The sequence below is a fragment of the Haliscomenobacter sp. genome, from assembly GCF_041740695.1.
Classification (GTDB): Bacteria; Bacteroidota; Bacteroidia; order Chitinophagales; family Saprospiraceae; genus Haliscomenobacter.
In genome coordinates, this window is the sequence record NZ_JBGSLK010000016.1 from 16,635 (window position 1) to 34,104 (window position 17,470).

A 17,470-nucleotide genomic window follows, 5' to 3' on the forward strand; every position below is an offset into this window, starting at 1 on the left:
CCAGACTGTTGTAGCTGATTCACCTTTTAAGTATTTTTAGTAGCTTAAGTAGCAAAAGCTCATCATCTACACGAACCCAAACTGGAAAGGGCACGACCACTGTGTACCCCACCACCACTGCTGCACAATGTACTAAAAACCGGGATTGGCGTCACTCCTCTGCGGATGGCACAATCCAGTGGCTTCCAGTTGCGCGTAGGGCTGTGGGTGCGCAATGCTGCCGCAATTCCTGCAACAATGGGTGCTGCAAAAGAAGAGCCATTTACCACCCTGTACACATTTCCCAATCCGAACACCGATATATTTTCTCCGGGAGCAAAAAGGTCAACGCTATATTTTCCAAAACTCGCAAAATAAGCCCTGGTGCCACTACAACCACCAGCGGCGACTACCATTTGGTTTGCATTCGGCGCACAAGCCGGATAAATCCTGTTTTCAAGCAGGTCGATATCCGTATTGCCGTTGCCTGCGGCAGAAACGACCAAAATGCCATTTTCTCCGGCTTTGCGGATGGCCAGTTCAATCGGGGTACTGTTCTTTTTGTAATCCGTTTTGTCTGGAGAAATGATGCTGATGTTGATAATGTCTACTCCTTTTTGAATGGCGTGATCAATCCCCTGGATGAGCGCAAACAAGTTACCTGAGCCCGTATTGCTGAGTACTTTGATGGGCACGATCCGGCAGTTGAGTTTTCCCAAACGCCTGAACCCATGTACTATTACACTTGCCACACTGGTTCCATGCCCGTGCTTGTCGTTGATGTCGTACTCAGAACGGTAATCGGTGGTAAAGTTCCGGGCATCCGCTCCTTCCGCATAGCGGGCTAACTCGGGATTTCTAAACCGAATGGGCAACTTTCCTTGATCAGTTTCTAAACCCGTATCCAAAATGGCCACTTTTACAACATTGGTCCCCATGGAGGGAACCACAAAATCAATTTCCGGCATACAACTGATCAAAGGAGGCAAACCGGAAGGTTGGCCATTTGGGGTTACCGGAGCATAGGCCTCTGGCAATCGAGTGGGTGTGCTGATTTGGATGGCAGTTCCTCCGGTGCCTACACCCGATGTTCTGCCCCGAACCCTTTCGACAGCATCTAGCGGATCGCTGTAAGAATAACTACCCAATGGAGAAGTCAGGGTAGATTTGGATGAAGTGGTCATTCGCCAGAGTCTGGCCTGGGTTACGGGAGTGATGGCAAGTTGAGTGGCTCTAAAGCCCAGGCGAATGGCTTCTATCTCAGTTTGTTTGGCATCATTTGGAAAGACAATGATCAAATCAAAATAACCTGTAGGAGGAGGAGGTACGATTTGCGCAAATGAACTATGGACTAAAAACAGGGCATAAATGAAAAGCAGAATGAATTTTCTCATAATGGTTGGTTTCGGACTTGTGATTTACCTTTTCAATGCAAGTTTGCAATAAAAGTGAGGTGGCAATGACAAAACTAAGTGTCCATTTTGAAAAAAATGTGCTAAGCCCGCTTAGATTTGTTAATAAAACTTTAACAAGCAGGCTCACTTTATCGGGCGGGTTGCATTCATAAGCTGAAACGATGTCGAATCAACAAAAAAACTGGGGACTTAGTGAAGCAGGTTTCAAGGAACTACAGGACGAACTAATCGGTGGCCTCGAATCGCGCTTCCAACTGGTATTCAAACAAAACTTCCAGCGTTACTGCAACTACATCCGTAGCGAGATGAAACTCAGCTACGACGATGCTTCCGATGTAACAGTCGAAGCATTTATCAAAATTCATCGCTTCATCCGCGAAGGGCGAATCAGCTACGGCAACCTGGACGCCTACAGCATGCAAGCCATCCGCAATGAATACCTAATGCTGCTCCGCAAGCGCAAGCAGCTGCCCGAAAGTGATGTAGAAGTAAGCAATTTGGAACTCCTCGACGAAGAGTACGACGAGTCAACTTTGCAACAGTTTGAACAGGCTTTTGGCCGCTTGGGGGAGGATTGCCGCAGTCTTTTGCAACAACATTATTTCCAAAAAATGTCCCACCGCGACATCGGTGCCGCGCTGAACATTTCGGAAGATGCCTCCAAAACCCGCACCAAAGTTTGTCGCAACAAATTGCGCGATATTTTTCAATCGCTCCTCAATGCAGCATAATAAGCCTGCATGTAGAGTCACAAAAAGCTAGGATTATGATCGACAAATACAAACAAGGGGAATTATCCGAAGCAGAAATGGAGCAGCTCGAAGAAGCATTGCTGCAAAAACTGGCCGAAAAACAAGCAGAGGATAAACTCAGGCAAAACCTCCGGGGCATCGCGGAATCACTGCGCACGGAAACAAACAAAGCGGAGGAAGCCAAGGAGAAACCTGCATCTCCCCGTCCTCTAAAAGTCGCCCACCGACAACTTTGGGTTGCTTGGGCCGCTGCTGCAGCGGTATTCCTGGTCTTGCTTGCCGTATGGTGGTTGATGAGCCCGGCCAATAACACGAACCTGAATGCCCCACAAATGGCGCTGCAATACCTCAAACAGGAGAACGCCCCCATCCTGAGCAACAGCATGGCCGACGATACCCTCAGCACTGCCGAACAAGCCGCGAGAAGCGCTTATCTTGAAAAAAATTATGCAGCGGCAGTACTATTTTTTAAAAAGCTCCCCCCAACTACCGCCTCCCATCATTTTTATTTGGGTGTGGCCGCATTGAAACAGGAAAATCCGGATTTCGCCCTTGCAGAAACCCAGCTCCTGCAAGCCAGGTCGCTTGGTCAAGGCTGGCAGGAAGATGCCATCAATTGGCATTTGGCACTTTTGTATTTGGGACAAAAAAATACCAGTAAAGCTCGGAAGGAATTGGAACACATCATCGTGGTAGGCAGGGACAATGTTACTAAAGCAGATTTGTTGTTGAAAAAACTGTAACTAGAAGCTATCTTAAAACCCCTAAACCGTCGACCATTCCGGGCCAATTTTCCATTGCATCAGCGGGTGAGTAGAATCATCAGGTTACCTTATTCTTTTTTGCATAAATTGTGGGAGTTTTAAAACATAGAAATGATGCATAAACTCTGCACTACACTCATCCTTATTTTGAGCGGAACCTCCATTTTTGCCCAACAAAAATGGACTGAAGAACCCAAGGGGAGCTTCAACTTGATTCGCCAAGCTGGTAAAACCCTCGCCTATTCACCCAGTTCCGGGGTTAAAATACTCACGGTGGATGGTTTTGCCTTCAAAGACCTGAACAAAAACGGCAAGCTCGACGCCTACGAAGATTGGCGTTTGCCCGCCGATGTACGAGCCAAAGACCTGGCTTCCAAAATGAGCATCGAACAAATTGCGGGTTTGATGCTGTACAGCCGTCACCAGTCCATTCCGGCACGCCCGGGAGGTTATTTCGCTGGTACCTACAAAGGCAAACCTTTCCCCGAAAGTGGTGCCAAACCCGAAGACCTGAGCGACCAACAAATCGAGTTTTTGACCAAAGATAACCTGCGCCACGTCCTCCTTACCACGGTACAATCTCCCGAACTTGCGGCCAAGTGGAACAACAACATGCAGGCTCTGGTGGAAGGTACCGGCCTAGGCATTCCGGCCAACAACAGCTCTGATCCCCGTCACGGCACCGTGGCCAACGCTGAATTCAATGCGGCAGCGGGTGGCGCAATTTCCATGTGGCCCGGTTCGCTCGGCATGGCGGCAACTTTTGACCCAATTCTCGTGACCCGTTTTGGCCAAATTGCGGCAACAGAATACCGGGCCTTGGGCATCACTACTGCTCTTTCGCCCCAGGTTGATATTGCTACTGATCCACGTTGGAGTCGGGCCAGTGGTACATTTGGGGAGGATCCCTATCTGGCTGCAGCCATGGCTAGCGCCTACTGCAATGGGTTTCAAACCTCTACTGGATACGATGCCGACCCCGATGGCTGGGGCATGAACAGTGTAAACGCCATGGTGAAACACTGGCCAGGTGGGGGCTCCGGTGAAGCTGGACGCGATGCGCACTATGCCATTGGCAAGTTTGCGGTCTATCCTGGCAAACAATTCAAAACCCATTTTATTCCCTTCACGGAAGGCGCTTTCAAATTACAAGGTAAAACCATGATGGCTTCGGCAATCATGCCGTATTACACCATTTCCTGGGATCAAGACTCCAAGAACAAGGAAAATGTGGGGAACAGTTACAATCGTTACATCATCCAGGACTTGTTGCGCGACAAATACAAATACGATGGGGTAGCCTGTACCGACTGGGGCATCACCGGAGACGAAACTGTGCTGGACAATTTTACGGCGGGCAAACCTTGGGGTGTTGAAAAACTAAGTGTAGCCGAGCGCCACTACAAGGTATTGATGGCGGGAGTAGATCAATTTGGCGGCAACAACGAAGCCAAACCCATCATTGATGCTTATGCAATCGGAAGCAAAGAGCACGGTGAAGCCTGGATGCGTGCACGGATGGAACAATCTGCCGTGCGTTTGTTGAAAAATATTTTCCGCGTGGGTTTGTTTGAGTTCCCTTACGTCATTCCTGAGACCACAAAATCAATTGTAGGACAACCATCTTACATGAAAGCAGGTTACGAGGCGCAATTGAAGTCGATGGTTTTGTTGAAAAATCAAAAACAAACCTTGCCGCTCAAAACCGGTATCAAGGTGTATGTGCCTAAAAAATTCACCCCGGCTGGCCGCAACTTCCTGGGGGTAGAAACGCCTGAAAGCATGAACTATCCAGTGAACATCGACATTGTCAAAAAATACTTCACGGTAACCGACAATCCCGATGAGGCTGACGTGGCGCTGGCCTTCATCAGCAGCCCCAACTCGGGCATTGGTTACAGCCCTGAAGATGTCAAAAAAGGTGGCAATGGCTACCTGCCCATCAGCTTGCAATACGGCGAGTACAAAGCTACCGAAGCGCGGGCAGTGAGCATTGCTGGTGGCGACCCACTGGAAAATTTCACCAACCGCAGCTACAAGGACAAAACCAATCAAGCCATCAACTATACGGATCTTGGCATGGTGACGGATACCTACGACAAAATGAAGGGCAAACCCGTTATTGTGTCTATCACCATGGATAACCCCATGGTTTTCCATGAATTTGAAAGCAAAGCCAATGCGATTCTGGTCAATTTCCGCGTCCAGGATCAAGCCATCCTCGACATCCTGACGGGCAAAGCAGAACCCTCTGGCCTGCTCCCCATGCAGATGCCTGCGGACATGGCCGTGGTAGAAAAACAAGCCGAAGATGCACCGCACGACATGCGTTGCCACAAGGACGCGGCGGGGCATGTGTATACCTTTGGTTTTGGGATGAACTGGAAAGGGGTGATTCAGGATGCCCGTACAGCGAAGTATGTGCCAAAGAAGAAATAATTGGATTTGAATTTTTCTGAGGTGATTCCTTAAGTGTCTTTGGTTTCTTAGGTGGTGAAAAAATGTCTTCTTTCACCACCTAAGAAACTTTAGGCACCAAAGAGGCACCTAAGCTCAGCAGTAGAATAGGTCGCTTTTTGCCGCCTTGTTTACATTTTTTTCCCACCCTCGCACAAGGGTAAAGTCCTCTCTCCACGTCTATCCATCCAAGCCATCGATTAAAACAAGGCATCATTCTAGCCAATCGGGTGAAGAATCTATTCCGCACTCCCTTTGTCCATCCGATCGCTTAACTTTACGATCTAGTTTAAAGTCGCAAACAAAAAATATGAAGCATCCATTGACTAAAGTAATATTGGCGGGTATTTTACTCCTACTCTTCCTACACAGTGGTTTTGGCCAAAATAGCAAACCAGCCAACATCAAGGGCAAAATCATTGAAGCCCAAAGCAAAGCGCCCCTCGCCTACGCCGCCATCCGCATCCTCAAAAACAGCGACAGCACCCTCGTCAGCGGGGGCATCAGCGACGACAAAGGGCAATTTTCGCTCGAAGCACCCTACGGTGACTACCACGCCATAGTGGAGTTTTTGGGCTATCAAGCCATCAAAATTCCCAGCTTCAGTGTGAGTGCGGGTAAAAATAGCCTGGATCTGGGCACCATCAACCTCAGTGCCTCGGCTCAGAACCTGCAAGAAGTAGTGGTGCAGGCCGAAAAAAGCAGCATGGAACTGGCCCTCGACAAAAAGATCTTCAACGTAGGCAAAGACCTGGCCAATGCAGGCGGCACCGCCTCTGACATCCTCAGCAACATCCCTTCCGTATCGGTGGATGGCGAAGGCAACGTCAAACTGCGCGGCAGCGACAACGTGCGCATCCTCATCGACGGCAAACCTTCGGGGCTGGTCAGTTTTAAGGGGGGCGCGGGTTTACAACAATTGCAGGGCAGTCTGGTCGACAAAGTAGAGGTGATCACCAACCCCTCGGCGCGGTACGAAGCCGAAGGCATGTCGGGCATCATCAACATTGTGCTCAAAAAAGACCGCCGCCAGGGTTTCAATGGATCTTTTGACCTCATTGCCGGTAACCCCGACAACTTTGGAGCGGGTGCCAACGTGAATTACCGCAAAGACAAAATCAACTTCTTCCTCAATTACGCCCTGGCCTACCGCCTACAACCGGGTCGCAGCGAGCAGTACCAGGAAGTGTACGACGGCGCTACCACCCGTATCCTGGAGCAAAACAACAAGGGTCAGATTCGGGCGGCCAACAACAGCATCAATGGCGGTTTGGACTATTATTTTGACGACAAAAACATCTTCACCGCCTCCTACCTTTGGCGCCGCAGCGACGCCCGACGCATCACCGATATCCAATACAAAGACTACATCAATACCCTCAGCAATCTGTACAGCACCACCGATCGGCAGCAGGATGAAACCGAAGATGAACCCAACTCGGAATACGCCCTGAGTTACAAACGCAGTTTTGAAAAAAAGGGCCACGAACTCCTCATTGACGCCCGCTACCTCGACTACTGGGAGCACTCCGACCAAACATTCACTCAAAAGAGCGTTTTTGCGGATGGCATCATCAACAAAGTGGCCAGCCGCACCCAAAAATCGCTCAACGATGAAACCGAAAAGCAGTGGCTTTTTTCGGCGGATTATGTACAACCTTTCGGCAAAGAAGGCAAATACGAACTCGGTGTACGCAGCAGTTTCCGCGACATGAGCAACGATTTTTTTGTCACCGAACAAGACAGCATGGGTGTTTTTGAACCCCTGGACAGCCTGAACAACAACTTCCTTTACGACGAAAACATCAACGCGGCCTACGCCATCATTGGCAACAAATTCAAACGTTTTTCGTACCAATTTGGCATCCGCGCCGAAAATACCGACATCAAAACCACCCTGGCACAAACCAATGAATCCAACCCCCGCAATTACACCAACTTGTTCCCCAGTGCCCACTTCACCTACCAACTAAGCAACGAGAACGCCCTACAAATCAGCTACAGCCGCCGGGTGCGCCGCCCGCGCTACAACGATTTGAGCCCCTTTATGACCTTCAGCGACAACCGCAACTTCTCCAGCGGCAATCCCGATTTGAATCCTGAATACACCGATGCCTATGAACTCGGGCACGTGAAGTTTTTTGACAAAGGATCTTTTGCTTCCTCTTTGTACTACCGCTACACCATCGACAAAATTGACCGCATCCGCCGAGTCAACAGCGATGGTTTTGCAGCCACCCGCCCGGAGAACTTGCTGGACGAGCACTCGTTTGGGGCCGAATTCACCAGTTCTTATACGGTCAACAAGTGGTGGAAACTGGACTTCAACGTCAACTTCTTCCGCGCCATCACCGATGGCTCCAACATCCAGGAGGACTATCAAAGTGATACTTACGCCTGGTTTACGCGCCAAACCTCGCGTTTTTCACTGCCCAAAAAGACGGATATTCAAATCCGGGCCAGCTACGAAGCGCCGCGCAAAACGCCTCAAGGTGAGGTGAAATCCTTGTTTTTTACCGACCTCTCGGTTAGCCGCGACCTCTTCAAAGGCCAGGGCAAACTCATCCTCAACGTGCTGGATGTGTTCAACAGTCGCCGCTTCCGCAGCATCACTCGCGGTGAAAACTTTTATACGGAAAGCAATGGACAAATGCGCCTGCGGCAGATCAATTTGACGCTGAATTACCGCCTGAATCAGGCCCAACAAATGACCCGACGCCGAATCGGCGGCGAAGAGGAGTAGGGGCAGCCCTCTGTGGCTGCCCTCTGTGGCTGCCCCGCTGACGTAGCCGAAGGCTGCCCAAGCACAAATCACAAAAACAATCCCCAATCAAAAGTGTTTCATCCAGGCACCAAAGCGACACAACAGCATCGCGGAGGACGCGGATTGGGCGGATTTGCGCGGATTTTGATCCCGCCTTCGGCGTGATAGGATAAGATTAGCCACGAATTATTTTACGCCGACGGCCATTATGCGCTTCGCGCTTTAACACCTTCGGCGTAGAGCGACAGGATGGCAAAACGGATGAAACGGACTAAACGGATTGAAACGGACTTTGACTCGCCTTCGGCTCGTCCTTATCCGCCGCAGGCGGAAAAAAATCCGTTCTTATCCGTTTAGTCCGTTTCATCCGTTTTGCCATCCTGTCGCTTTTAGTAAAAAGAGGCGAAGCCTCAACAGAACCACATGAAAACCCTCATCCTCTTCGACGTCGACGGCACCCTCATCTACTCCGAACGCAGAGACAGCCGCTGCTTTGCCCAAACCTACACCGACCTCTACGACCGCCCCTTCCCCACCATCGACTGGAGCAAGTACCCCCACGTGAGCGACACCACCATTTTTGCCCACCTCATCCAGCAACACTTCCAGCGCCCCGTGACCAGCACCGAAGTGGCCCACTTCAAACGCATCTACGGCGAGCGCCTCCGCCAGCACCGCCTAGACAATCCCCACCACTTTTACGAAGTACCCGGTGCCGCCCAGGCCGTCTCCCAACTCCTGGAACACCCCGCCTACCTCGTCGCCGTCGCCACCGGCGGCTGGAAAGAATCGGCCGAAATCAAAATGCAACACGTAGGTATCCCCTCCCAGCGCTTTTGGGTCAGCGGGGCCGACGATAAGTACACCCGCGAAGAAATCCTCCAGGAGGCCATCCAGGCAGTACAAAACACCCCGTCTACCTTCAATCGCATCGTCTACGTAGGCGACGCGGCCTGGGATGTACACACCACCCGCAACCTCGAAATGGACTTTGTCGGCATCCGCCACGGCCACGACCACGATGTTTTGCTGCATTTAGGAGCCACGCAGGTACTCAGCAATTTTTTAAACTTTGACCTGTTTATCAAGGCAATAGAGGCCGCTACCCCACCACTGGCCAACAACGCCAGAGAAAATATTTAGCCTTTTTGAAAAAAAAGGAATCTTTTTCTTGGACAAACGGTTCCTGTACTCGTATATTTGCAACGCTTTAGAAAAAAGGGCGATTTACTAGCCAAATCGTTTCTTCAAAAGCCGATCTCGTAGCTCAGCTGGCTAGAGCACTTGACTTTTAATCAGGGGGTCCTGGGTTCGAGTCCCAGCGGGATCACAACTTAAAAAAAGCCATAATTGGACGGTAACGTTTGATTGTGGCTTTTTTATTTTTACTCCTTTACGCTGTGATTTGTGGGAGCAGCTAAACAACCCAAATTTAAACACATCGAATTCGAAGCGTTTAAAAATGAGTCAGGGCGTGAGGGGTGAACCTTTCCCTATTTTTCGCGCAACGGGAGCCCCGCTAGGGGCGCAACATGGGTAGTCAATACACGAGACCCCAGTGTTTCTCGGAGTCCCGTAGGGACGAAATGTGGGTATTGGGAGCATTAAAGTCGGGTTTGGGGTAACATTTCGCACCAAAAATAAAAAGAGCAAAAAGGAACCAAAATCCCCCCGAAAGTGTTTACTTTGCATTAGAAATCAAACAAAAAATCAGGTATGATCATCGCCAATCCCATCTACGATGTAGTGTTCAAATATCTGCTAGAAGATGTGGAGATTGCTCGTGAGTTGTTGTCGACCATCTTGGGGGAGGAAGTGGAAAGTTTGGAACTGAAGCCTCAAGAAACCTCCACCGAAACGGCGGGAGATATCCGGATTTTGCGTTTTGATTTCAAAGCAGTGATCAAAAAGTCCAACGGAGAGATCAACAAAGTGCTCATTGAGTTGCAGAAGGCCAAACAAGCCTTTGATGTGATGCGCTTCCGGCGCTATCTTGGCGACAATTACCGTAAAGAAGATGCAGTGCTCAATGATGACGGGCAGTCTGAGATGCGCCCTTTGCCCATCATCACGATCTACTTTTTAGGTTTCCCGTTAAATAGCATTCAGTCAGGAGTAGTCAAAATCAATCGGGTGTATCGTGACGTAGTGACCCAGGAAATTCTGGACATTAAAGAGGATTTCGTCGAATTGTTGACCCACGATTCTTATTTGATTCAAGTGCGTAAGCTAGCCAAAGCAGCACGCAACAAACTGGAGCGCGTGCTGCACATTTTTAGTCCAATCTACCAAAGTACAAACGATAAACACCAGGTGGATTTTCAGGGTGATACCAATGACCCCTTGGTCAAAAAGATGGTTGATCGTTTGGGGCGAGCCATTGCTAGCGAAGAAATTCGGGACAAGATGGATGTAGAGGATGAGTTGGATCGGATTTTTGGGCGGGAGATGAGCAAAAAGGACGAAATTATCGCCGAGAAGGAAGAGATCATTGCGGAGAAGGAAGAAATCATTGCAGAAAAGGATAAGTTGCTTATTGAGGAGAAGAAACACGCCGAAGAATTGAAGAAACGTGCAGAGGAAGAGAAAAAACGTGCAGAGGAAGAAATCCAGAAAAACTTTGACTTGCAAAAGCAAATTGAAGAACTGAAAAAGCAAATCAAGCCCTGAACGGGAATGCGCTCAAAGTGGTTTTCATTTCCTTGGTTTTTTGCCACAAATTGGCAAAATGAGCACTTATTTTTTTTATCGCCCCTTAGTCAATAAATACCCTGGTATCCCAAGGCAAAGGGTAATGAAACTGTGACGAATTGTCACGGTTTGAAAATTTAAGGCTCTTGAGTAGATTCAGGTACCAATCCATTAGCGGCCAGAAAATCACTCAATTTACCATATTCCCCATTCCAGGTGGTGTCATCAAAATCGGGGTCATCCTGGATAGCTGAATCCTGATAAACGATGTTTTCCGCAGGCACAACAAAGCCATTCTCGGTCAACAATAACGCATCTCGAAATCCCAGTTTTTGGGTTTCAAGATCCAACAATATGACATCTTCTACGCTTTGTCCTTGGTGTAATAAATCGATTGCTTCAGTGGTTGTCATTGGTTTTGCCATTGGATTCATCTTTATCGATTTAAAAAATCCTATAAAAACTTGCACTACTTGGCTTTTGCCAATGGTTCTATTTGACACTTTTGACCGTCTTCTCTGGCAATTCTTTATCATGTTTAATCCTCAATATTTCTACTTGTTTTTTGTCCACAAAAATGCTGAACAAAATCTTGAAAGACCATTTTTTGGTATAACGTACCGGAGAACTTCTATCTTCAGTCCCTGCCAAAATTGGTTTGCGATGAGGAAAAGTTTGAAGTTTTTTGGCGGAATCAATTATCCCTTTACGTACTTTGTTTGCTACTTGTGGGGATGCAACCTTTCGATGATAGCTGGAAATTTCTTGTAAATCCTCTCGAGCTTTTTTGCCAAAAATGACTTTAAACATATTTACCATTGCTCCATTTCTTTTTCTAAATCTTCAATAGAAATGTACTCCCCATTGCGTATTTGCTCCTGACTTTCTTCCAGTTCTGCTAGCAGCTCCTCTTGTGTCAGCTGCTTCCACGGACCTTTTTCCGCATGCTTAGCTATAACAGCTGCCAACTCGGGATCGTCCTCTTCCAGATCAAGCTCCGTCATTACATCATAAACCATCATCAGCAAATGCTCGTCCGCTAGATCAATCCGCTGGTGCAATTCTTCCCTTATCTGTGCTAAGCTCATTTTTCCTTTTTTACGGCAATAAAAATAAACATTATTCCAACAAAAATCAAGGTAGAGGGGTTCCTTTCAAAAAACGGTTCCAAATACCGATGAATCTGCTTCAGTACTTCCCGGCTGAAAACCACGAACCCTCAGGCCAACCGCAAAATCAAACAGATTGCGAGTATGGCGGGCATCAATACCCCCGCTACGGAAAATGGGATAAATGCTCCGAAATGGACTTTTGTACGCACCCACTCTCCTTGATGGTCCAGTCAATAAGGCATTCCCTTTCCCTCCAAAAAAACTTCCCCCTCGCTTTCTCCCTCTTTTTAAATTTTATCGTACTTTTCAGCATCTACCTTATTCCCGTAACCTTTTGCACCCGGCCAACGTATAAGGAATCATAAAACCCAAGTACCAGCACCCGACAAAACCACCCACTCATCCATGTTCGAACAAACCTTCAAAAACATCGACGACATCCTCCACAAAGACGCTGGTTGCAGCAGCGAACTGGACTACGTGGAACAAACCTCCTGGATACTCTTCCTCAAATACCTCGACGATCTGGAGCAGGACAAGGCCACTGCGGCGGAACTCACTGGCAAACCCTACAAGAACATCATCAGCCCTGAATTTCAATGGACGACTTGGGCTGCTCCTAAGGACAAAGACGGCAAACTGGACCACCAACGCGCCCTCACCGGTGACGACCTGGCCGACTTCGTCAACATCGAACTCTTCCCCTACCTCAAAAAATTCAAAACCGAGGCCGAAAGCCCCGATACCATCGAATACAAAATTGGTGAAATTTTCAGCGAGCTCAAAAACCGCATCCAAAGCGGCTACAACCTGCGGGAAGTCATCAACCGCATCGACGAGCTGCGCTTCCGCACCCACGCGGAAAAGCACGAAATGAGCCACCTTTACGAGGACAAGATCAAAAACATGGGCAACGCCGGGCGCAACGGCGGCGAATACTACACCCCCCGCCCACTGATCAAAACCATCGTCAAAGTGGTCGCCCCCCAAATTGGCCAAACCATTTACGACGGTGCCGTAGGCTCGGCAGGCTTCCTGGTGGAGGCCTTTGAGTATTTGAAAAACGGTGGTGCCGATGGTCGCCCCAATTTATCCACCAAAGACGTAGAAACCCTGCAAAAAGGCACCTTCTACGGCAAAGAGAAAAAATCCCTGGCCTACATCATCGGCATCATGAACATGATTTTGCACGGTGTGGAGGCCCCCAATATTGTCCACACCAACACCCTCGCCGAAAACCTGAGCGACATCCAGGAAAAAGACCGCTACGACATAATCCTGGCCAATCCCCCCTTTGGTGGCAAGGAACGCGCCGAAGTGCAACAAAACTTCCCCATCAAAACGGGGGAAACCGCCAGCCTCTTTTTGCAGCATTTCATCAAAATCCTCAAAGCGGGCGGCAAAGCCGGGGTGGTGATCAAAAACACCTTTTTGAGCAATACCGACAATGCCTCCATCAGCTTGCGCAAACTACTCCTGGAAAGCTGCAATCTGCATACCGTACTTGACCTACCGGGTGGAACCTTCACCGGAGCGGGGGTAAAAACGGTGGTGTTGTTTTTTGAAAAAGGTGCCCCGACCCAAAAGGTCTGGTTCTACCAACTGAACCTGGAACGCAACCTGGGCAAAACCAATGCCTTGAATGAAAAGGATTTGGCGGAGTTTGTGGCACTGCAAAAGCTCAGGGCTGCCAAGGAAGAAGGCCCCGAAACGGAAAACTCCTGGAACCTCGCGGTGAAGGATATCGACCAAAACCCCTTTGACCTGAGTGCCAAAAACCCGAATAAAAAAGAGGAAACAGCTCTGCGCCAGCCGGAGGAAATCCTGGCGGAAATGCGGGCACTGGATGAGGAGAGTGCGGATATTTTGAACGCGATAATGGAGATGATATGAAGAATGGTAAAAAATATAGTTTACCAAAAGGTTGGGAAATTTTAACCATTGGTGATGTTTGTGAACGGGGTTCTTCGAATGTTTCACAGAATCAGCTTGAAAACAACACAGGAGATTACCCTATCTTTGGAGCAAGTGGTTTAATAAAAAATGTAAATTTCTATCATCAAAATAAGCCTTACTTATCAATAGTAAAAGATGGATCAGGAGTCGGTAGAGTCACCAAAATGGATGCCTACACATCAGTCATTGGGACCTTGCAATATATTTTACCAAAGGAAAATGTAGATTTAAATTATCTCTACTACAATTTGATATCTATTGATTTCAAAAAGTACTTAGCAGGAGCAGCTATTCCCCACATCTACTTTAAGGATTATAAAAATGAGCCCTTTTTATGGATGCCCCTCCCCGAACAACAACGCATTGTCGCCATCCTAGACGAAGCCTTCGCCGCCATCACCAAGGCAAAAGCCAATGCCGAACAAAACCTAAAAAACGCGAAGGGGCTTTTTGAAAGTTATTTGCAAGGGGTGTTTGAGCAGCAGGGGGAAGGTTGGGAAGAGAAGACTCTCTCAGAACTTTGTAATATCAAACACGGTTTTGCTTTTGAAGGGGAATATTTTTCAAACTCGGGAGATTTTGTTCTTCTTACTCCAGGGAATTTTTATGAATCTGGCGGCTACAGAGATCGAGGTGAAAAACAAAAATACTATGTTGGAAAAATTCCTAATGATTATATTCTCAAAAAAGGTGATTTACTTGTTGCTATGACGGAACAAGCAGCAGGGTTGCTTGGAAGCCCTATTCTTGTTCCTGAATCAAATAAATTCCTGCATAATCAACGACTCGGATTAGTTATGCCAAAAAATAACATTCCATGGTCTAATGAATTTTTTTTCCACGTATTTAATACTCGAAAAGTTCGAAAGGCGCTACACAGTACGGGTACAGGAGTAAAAGTACGACATACCTCACCAACCAAAATTGGAGAAGTTTTAGTTAGATTCCCTTCTTCAATAAGTGTTCAAAATGAAATCGTTTCTACATTAAATTCCCTTTCCGCCCAAACCAAAAAGCTCGAAGCCATCTACCAGCAAAAGATCAATGACCTGGAGGAGTTGAAAAAAGTCATTTTGCAGAAAGCCTTTAGTGGGGAATTAAAAACCGCTGAAATGTTGGCCGTATGAACGAAGCCGAAACCCGCGCCGAACTCATCGACCCCGCCCTCAAGGCCTGCGGCTGGGGTGTCGTGGAAGGCTCTCGCATCCTGCGGGAGTACCACATCACTGCGGGCAAAATCCAGACGGGTGGCCAGCGGGCCAAAAAGCTCAGTGCCGATTATGTGCTGGTGTACAAAGGCATCAAACTGGCCGTCATCGAAGCCAAAAGCGCCGAGCTGGAAGTAGGCGAAGGTGTAGCCCAGGCCAAACAATACGCCGAAAAACTCAATGTAGAAACCACCTACAGTACCAACGGCAAAGCGATTTACAGCATTTGTATGAAAACGGGTGTGGAAGGTTTGGTGGACCAATACCTGAGCCCCGCAGAACTTTGGCTCAAAACTTACCCCCAGGCAGGCAATCCCGGCGAAGCTGAGGCAGAAGCCTGGCGTGAAAAATTCGCCGCCGTTCCCTTTGAAGACAAAAGTGGTACCTGGCAACTGCGCTACTACCAGGAGCTCGCCGTCAAAAACACCCTGGAGGCCGTCGCTCAACAGCGCAGCCGCATCCTTTTGACCCTGGCTACGGGCACCGGAAAAACCGCCATCGCATTTCAAATTGCCTGGAAGCTATTCCAAACCCGTTGGAACCTCTCCCAACAGCTCGGGGGTGCCGCCGCAGTGAGCCGCCGCCCGCGCATCCTGTTTTTGGCCGACCGCAACATCCTTGCCGATCAGGCTTACAACTCCTTTTCGGCTTTTCCCGAAGACGCCCTGGTGCGCATCAAACCTACCGAAATCAAAAAAGGGGGCCGGGTGCCGACCAATGGCAGCATCTTTTTTACCATCTTTCAAACCTTCATGTCGGGCAGCGACAAGGAAGGCCAACCCGCACCCTACTTCGGCGAATACCCGCCCGACTACTTTGATTTCATCATCATCGACGAGTGCCACCGTGGCGGTGCCAACGATGAAGGCAACTGGCGGGCCATTCTGGAGTATTTTTCCCCCGCCGTACAGCTGGGCCTCACCGCCACCCCCAAACGCAAAGACAACGTAGATACCTACAAATATTTTGGCGAACCCGTTTTTGTCTACTCCCTCAAGGAAGGCATCAACGACGGCTTTTTGACCCCCTTCAAGGTCAAACGCATCAAAACCACCCTGGACGATTACCGCTACACCAGCGATGACAAAGTCATTGAGGGTGAAATTGAAGAAGGCCGTTTGTACGCCGAACCCGACTTCAATCGCAGCATTGAAATTGTGGAAAGGGAAGCCAAGCGGGTGAAGGTCTATTTGGAAGAGGCCAACCAAAAGGAAAAAGCCATCATCTTTTGTGCCACCCAGGGCCATGCTGCCTTAATTCGGGATTTGGTAAACCAGTATAAAACCAATAGAGACCCCAACTACTGTGTGCGTGTCACTGCCAACGATGGCGAAATCGGCGAGCAGTTCCTGCGGGATTTTCAGGACAATGAAAAAACCATCCCCACCATTTTGACCACTTCCCAAAAGTTGTCGACCGGGGTGGATGCGCGGAACATCCGCAACATCGTGCTGCTGCGCCCCGTGACCTCCATGATCGAGTTCAAACAAATCGTCGGTCGGGGTACCCGCCTTTTTGAGGGCAAAGACTTTTTCACCATCTATGATTTTGTAGATGCCTACCGCCACTTTAGCGACCCGGAATGGGACGGCGATCCCCTGGAACCGGAAGAAACCAACGTAGTCAATGAACCCAGAGAGCCTTACCTTCCTCAGCCTCGCGAGAAGCAAGAAGACGATGAAGAAGGTGGAAAACGCAAACGGGTTAAAGTCAAACTGCGCGACGGGAAAGAACGCGAAATCCAGCACATGATGTCGACCTCGTTCTGGAGCACCGAGGGCCGCCCGATTTCAGCCGAGGAGTTTTTGCACAACCTCTTTGGTGAACTGCCCAAACTCTTCAGTGACGAAGCCGAGTTGCGCCGCCTCTGGAGCAACCCACTCACCAGACGCACCCTCCTGGAAAAACTGGCCGAAGCGGGCTTTGGCAAAGATGAACTGGGCACCCTGCAACAACTCATCGATGCCGAAAAAAGCGACCTCTTCGACGTCCTGGAATACGTGTTCAATAGCGACATTAAACCCATGACCCGCGCCGAAAGGGTGGCCGCCGCACAAGCCACCATCTTCGCCCTGCTCAATGATCAGCAAAAGGAATTCATCGAATTTGTACTGAGCAAATACATCGAAACGGGCGTGGAGGAACTGGATCAGGAGAAATTGCCGCTTTTGCTGGTTAATAAGTATCAGTCTTTGCAGGATGCGAAAGGGGTGCTGGGCGAGGTGCGGGATATCAGTGCGTTGTTTGTGGAGTTTCAGAAGTATTTGTATGAGGAGAAGGTGGCGTGAGGGGAAATAAACCTCTCTCAGCACCATGCTTTTTTTCATAAAAACGACTGTCAAAATTTTAAAAATCTAAACGGGCCAACAAAA

13 protein-coding genes and 1 tRNA gene are annotated in these 17,470 nt (G+C 48.8%); 10 read left to right on the forward strand and 4 right to left on the reverse strand.

The window, feature by feature from the left end:
* Positions 1-62: 62 nt before the first annotated feature.
* The gene (locus tag ACEW9O_RS02610) at positions 63-1,373 is read right to left on the reverse strand and encodes a S8 family serine peptidase (protein ID WP_373548563.1); all 1,311 of its coding nucleotides are present in this window, start codon (positions 1,371-1,373) and stop codon (positions 63-65) included.
* Between the two features lie 182 nt (positions 1,374-1,555).
* On the opposite strand from ACEW9O_RS02610, the gene ACEW9O_RS02615 reads away from it, so the two are divergent.
* The 7 genes from ACEW9O_RS02615 (at position 1,556) to ACEW9O_RS02645 (ending at position 10,801) form a co-directional block, all read left to right on the forward strand.
* A complete protein-coding gene (locus ACEW9O_RS02615; RefSeq protein ID WP_373548564.1) occupies positions 1,556-2,125 on the forward strand; it encodes an RNA polymerase sigma factor in 570 nt (189 codons plus the stop codon).
* Between the two features lie 35 nt (positions 2,126-2,160).
* Positions 2,161-2,889: a hypothetical protein gene (locus tag ACEW9O_RS02620; RefSeq protein ID WP_373548565.1), complete on the forward strand. Its 729-nt coding sequence runs from the start codon at positions 2,161-2,163 to the stop codon at positions 2,887-2,889.
* 135 nt (positions 2,890-3,024) lie between these two features.
* The gene (locus ACEW9O_RS02625; RefSeq protein WP_373548593.1) at positions 3,025-5,349 is read left to right on the forward strand and encodes a glycoside hydrolase family 3 N-terminal domain-containing protein; all 2,325 of its coding nucleotides are present in this window, start codon (positions 3,025-3,027) and stop codon (positions 5,347-5,349) included.
* Between the two features lie 328 nt (positions 5,350-5,677).
* Entirely contained in the window at positions 5,678-8,110 is a 2,433-nt protein-coding gene (locus ACEW9O_RS02630; protein ID WP_373548566.1) for a TonB-dependent receptor domain-containing protein, read from the forward strand.
* Between the two features lie 444 nt (positions 8,111-8,554).
* Positions 8,555-9,274 (forward strand): HAD family hydrolase, encoded by a 720-nt coding sequence (locus ACEW9O_RS02635; protein ID WP_373548567.1) that lies wholly within the window; start codon positions 8,555-8,557, stop codon positions 9,272-9,274.
* 113 nt (positions 9,275-9,387) lie between these two features.
* A tRNA-Lys gene (locus tag ACEW9O_RS02640) sits at positions 9,388-9,461 on the forward strand.
* 386 nt (positions 9,462-9,847) lie between these two features.
* Positions 9,848-10,801 (forward strand): hypothetical protein, encoded by a 954-nt coding sequence (locus ACEW9O_RS02645; protein ID WP_373548568.1) that lies wholly within the window; start codon positions 9,848-9,850, stop codon positions 10,799-10,801.
* Positions 10,802-10,959: 158 nt separating this feature from the next.
* On the opposite strand, the gene ACEW9O_RS02650 is transcribed toward ACEW9O_RS02645, so the two are convergent.
* The 3 genes from ACEW9O_RS02650 to ACEW9O_RS02660 all read right to left on the reverse strand — a co-directional run bounded on the left by ACEW9O_RS02650 (position 10,960) and on the right by ACEW9O_RS02660 (position 11,910).
* Positions 10,960-11,235: a hypothetical protein gene (locus ACEW9O_RS02650; RefSeq protein ID WP_373548569.1), complete on the reverse strand. Its 276-nt coding sequence runs from the start codon at positions 11,233-11,235 to the stop codon at positions 10,960-10,962.
* A 79-nt stretch (positions 11,236-11,314) separates the two neighbouring features.
* Positions 11,315-11,632 carry a type II toxin-antitoxin system RelE/ParE family toxin gene (locus ACEW9O_RS02655; protein ID WP_373548570.1) on the reverse strand — a complete coding sequence of 106 codons (318 nt, stop codon included), beginning with the start codon at positions 11,630-11,632 and terminating at the stop codon, positions 11,315-11,317.
* Positions 11,633-11,634: 2 nt separating this feature from the next.
* The gene (locus ACEW9O_RS02660; protein WP_373548571.1) at positions 11,635-11,910 is read right to left on the reverse strand and encodes a hypothetical protein; all 276 of its coding nucleotides are present in this window, start codon (positions 11,908-11,910) and stop codon (positions 11,635-11,637) included.
* 429 nt (positions 11,911-12,339) lie between these two features.
* Here ACEW9O_RS02660 and ACEW9O_RS02665 point away from each other — a divergent pair, with 429 nt between their 5' ends.
* From ACEW9O_RS02665 to hsdR, 3 genes are read left to right on the forward strand one after another with little or no spacing between them, the layout of a single operon-like run.
* Positions 12,340-13,827 carry an N-6 DNA methylase gene (locus ACEW9O_RS02665; RefSeq protein ID WP_373548572.1) on the forward strand — a complete coding sequence of 496 codons (1,488 nt, stop codon included), beginning with the start codon at positions 12,340-12,342 and terminating at the stop codon, positions 13,825-13,827.
* Entirely contained in the window at positions 13,824-15,017 is a 1,194-nt protein-coding gene (locus ACEW9O_RS02670; protein WP_373548573.1) for a restriction endonuclease subunit S, read from the forward strand. The genes ACEW9O_RS02665 and ACEW9O_RS02670 overlap by 4 nt, the downstream gene beginning before the upstream one ends.
* Positions 15,014-17,386, forward strand: a complete 2,373-nt coding sequence (gene hsdR, locus ACEW9O_RS02675; RefSeq protein ID WP_373548574.1) for an EcoAI/FtnUII family type I restriction enzme subunit R — start codon at positions 15,014-15,016, stop codon at positions 17,384-17,386. The genes ACEW9O_RS02670 and hsdR overlap by 4 nt, the downstream gene beginning before the upstream one ends.
* Positions 17,387-17,470 lie beyond the last annotated feature (84 nt).

Bases quoted from the DNA above. Each gene is read 5' to 3' on its own strand.
- ACEW9O_RS02610 (WP_373548563.1), bottom strand. From the start codon at position 1,373: ATGAGAAAATTCATTCTGCTTTTCATTTATGCCCTGTTTTTAGTCCAT.
- ACEW9O_RS02615 (WP_373548564.1), top strand. From the start codon at position 1,556: ATGTCGAATCAACAAAAAAACTGGGGACTTAGTGAAGCAGGTTTCAAG.
- ACEW9O_RS02620 (WP_373548565.1), top strand. From the start codon at position 2,161: ATGATCGACAAATACAAACAAGGGGAATTATCCGAAGCAGAAATGGAG.
- ACEW9O_RS02625 (WP_373548593.1), top strand. From the start codon at position 3,025: ATGCATAAACTCTGCACTACACTCATCCTTATTTTGAGCGGAACCTCC.
- ACEW9O_RS02630 (WP_373548566.1), top strand. From the start codon at position 5,678: ATGAAGCATCCATTGACTAAAGTAATATTGGCGGGTATTTTACTCCTA.
- ACEW9O_RS02635 (WP_373548567.1), top strand. From the start codon at position 8,555: ATGAAAACCCTCATCCTCTTCGACGTCGACGGCACCCTCATCTACTCC.
- ACEW9O_RS02645 (WP_373548568.1), top strand. From the start codon at position 9,848: ATGATCATCGCCAATCCCATCTACGATGTAGTGTTCAAATATCTGCTA.
- ACEW9O_RS02650 (WP_373548569.1), bottom strand. From the start codon at position 11,235: ATGACAACCACTGAAGCAATCGATTTATTACACCAAGGACAAAGCGTA.
- ACEW9O_RS02655 (WP_373548570.1), bottom strand. From the start codon at position 11,632: ATGTTTAAAGTCATTTTTGGCAAAAAAGCTCGAGAGGATTTACAAGAA.
- ACEW9O_RS02660 (WP_373548571.1), bottom strand. From the start codon at position 11,910: ATGAGCTTAGCACAGATAAGGGAAGAATTGCACCAGCGGATTGATCTA.
- ACEW9O_RS02665 (WP_373548572.1), top strand. From the start codon at position 12,340: ATGTTCGAACAAACCTTCAAAAACATCGACGACATCCTCCACAAAGAC.
- ACEW9O_RS02670 (WP_373548573.1), top strand. From the start codon at position 13,824: ATGAAGAATGGTAAAAAATATAGTTTACCAAAAGGTTGGGAAATTTTA.
- hsdR (WP_373548574.1), top strand. From the start codon at position 15,014: ATGAACGAAGCCGAAACCCGCGCCGAACTCATCGACCCCGCCCTCAAG.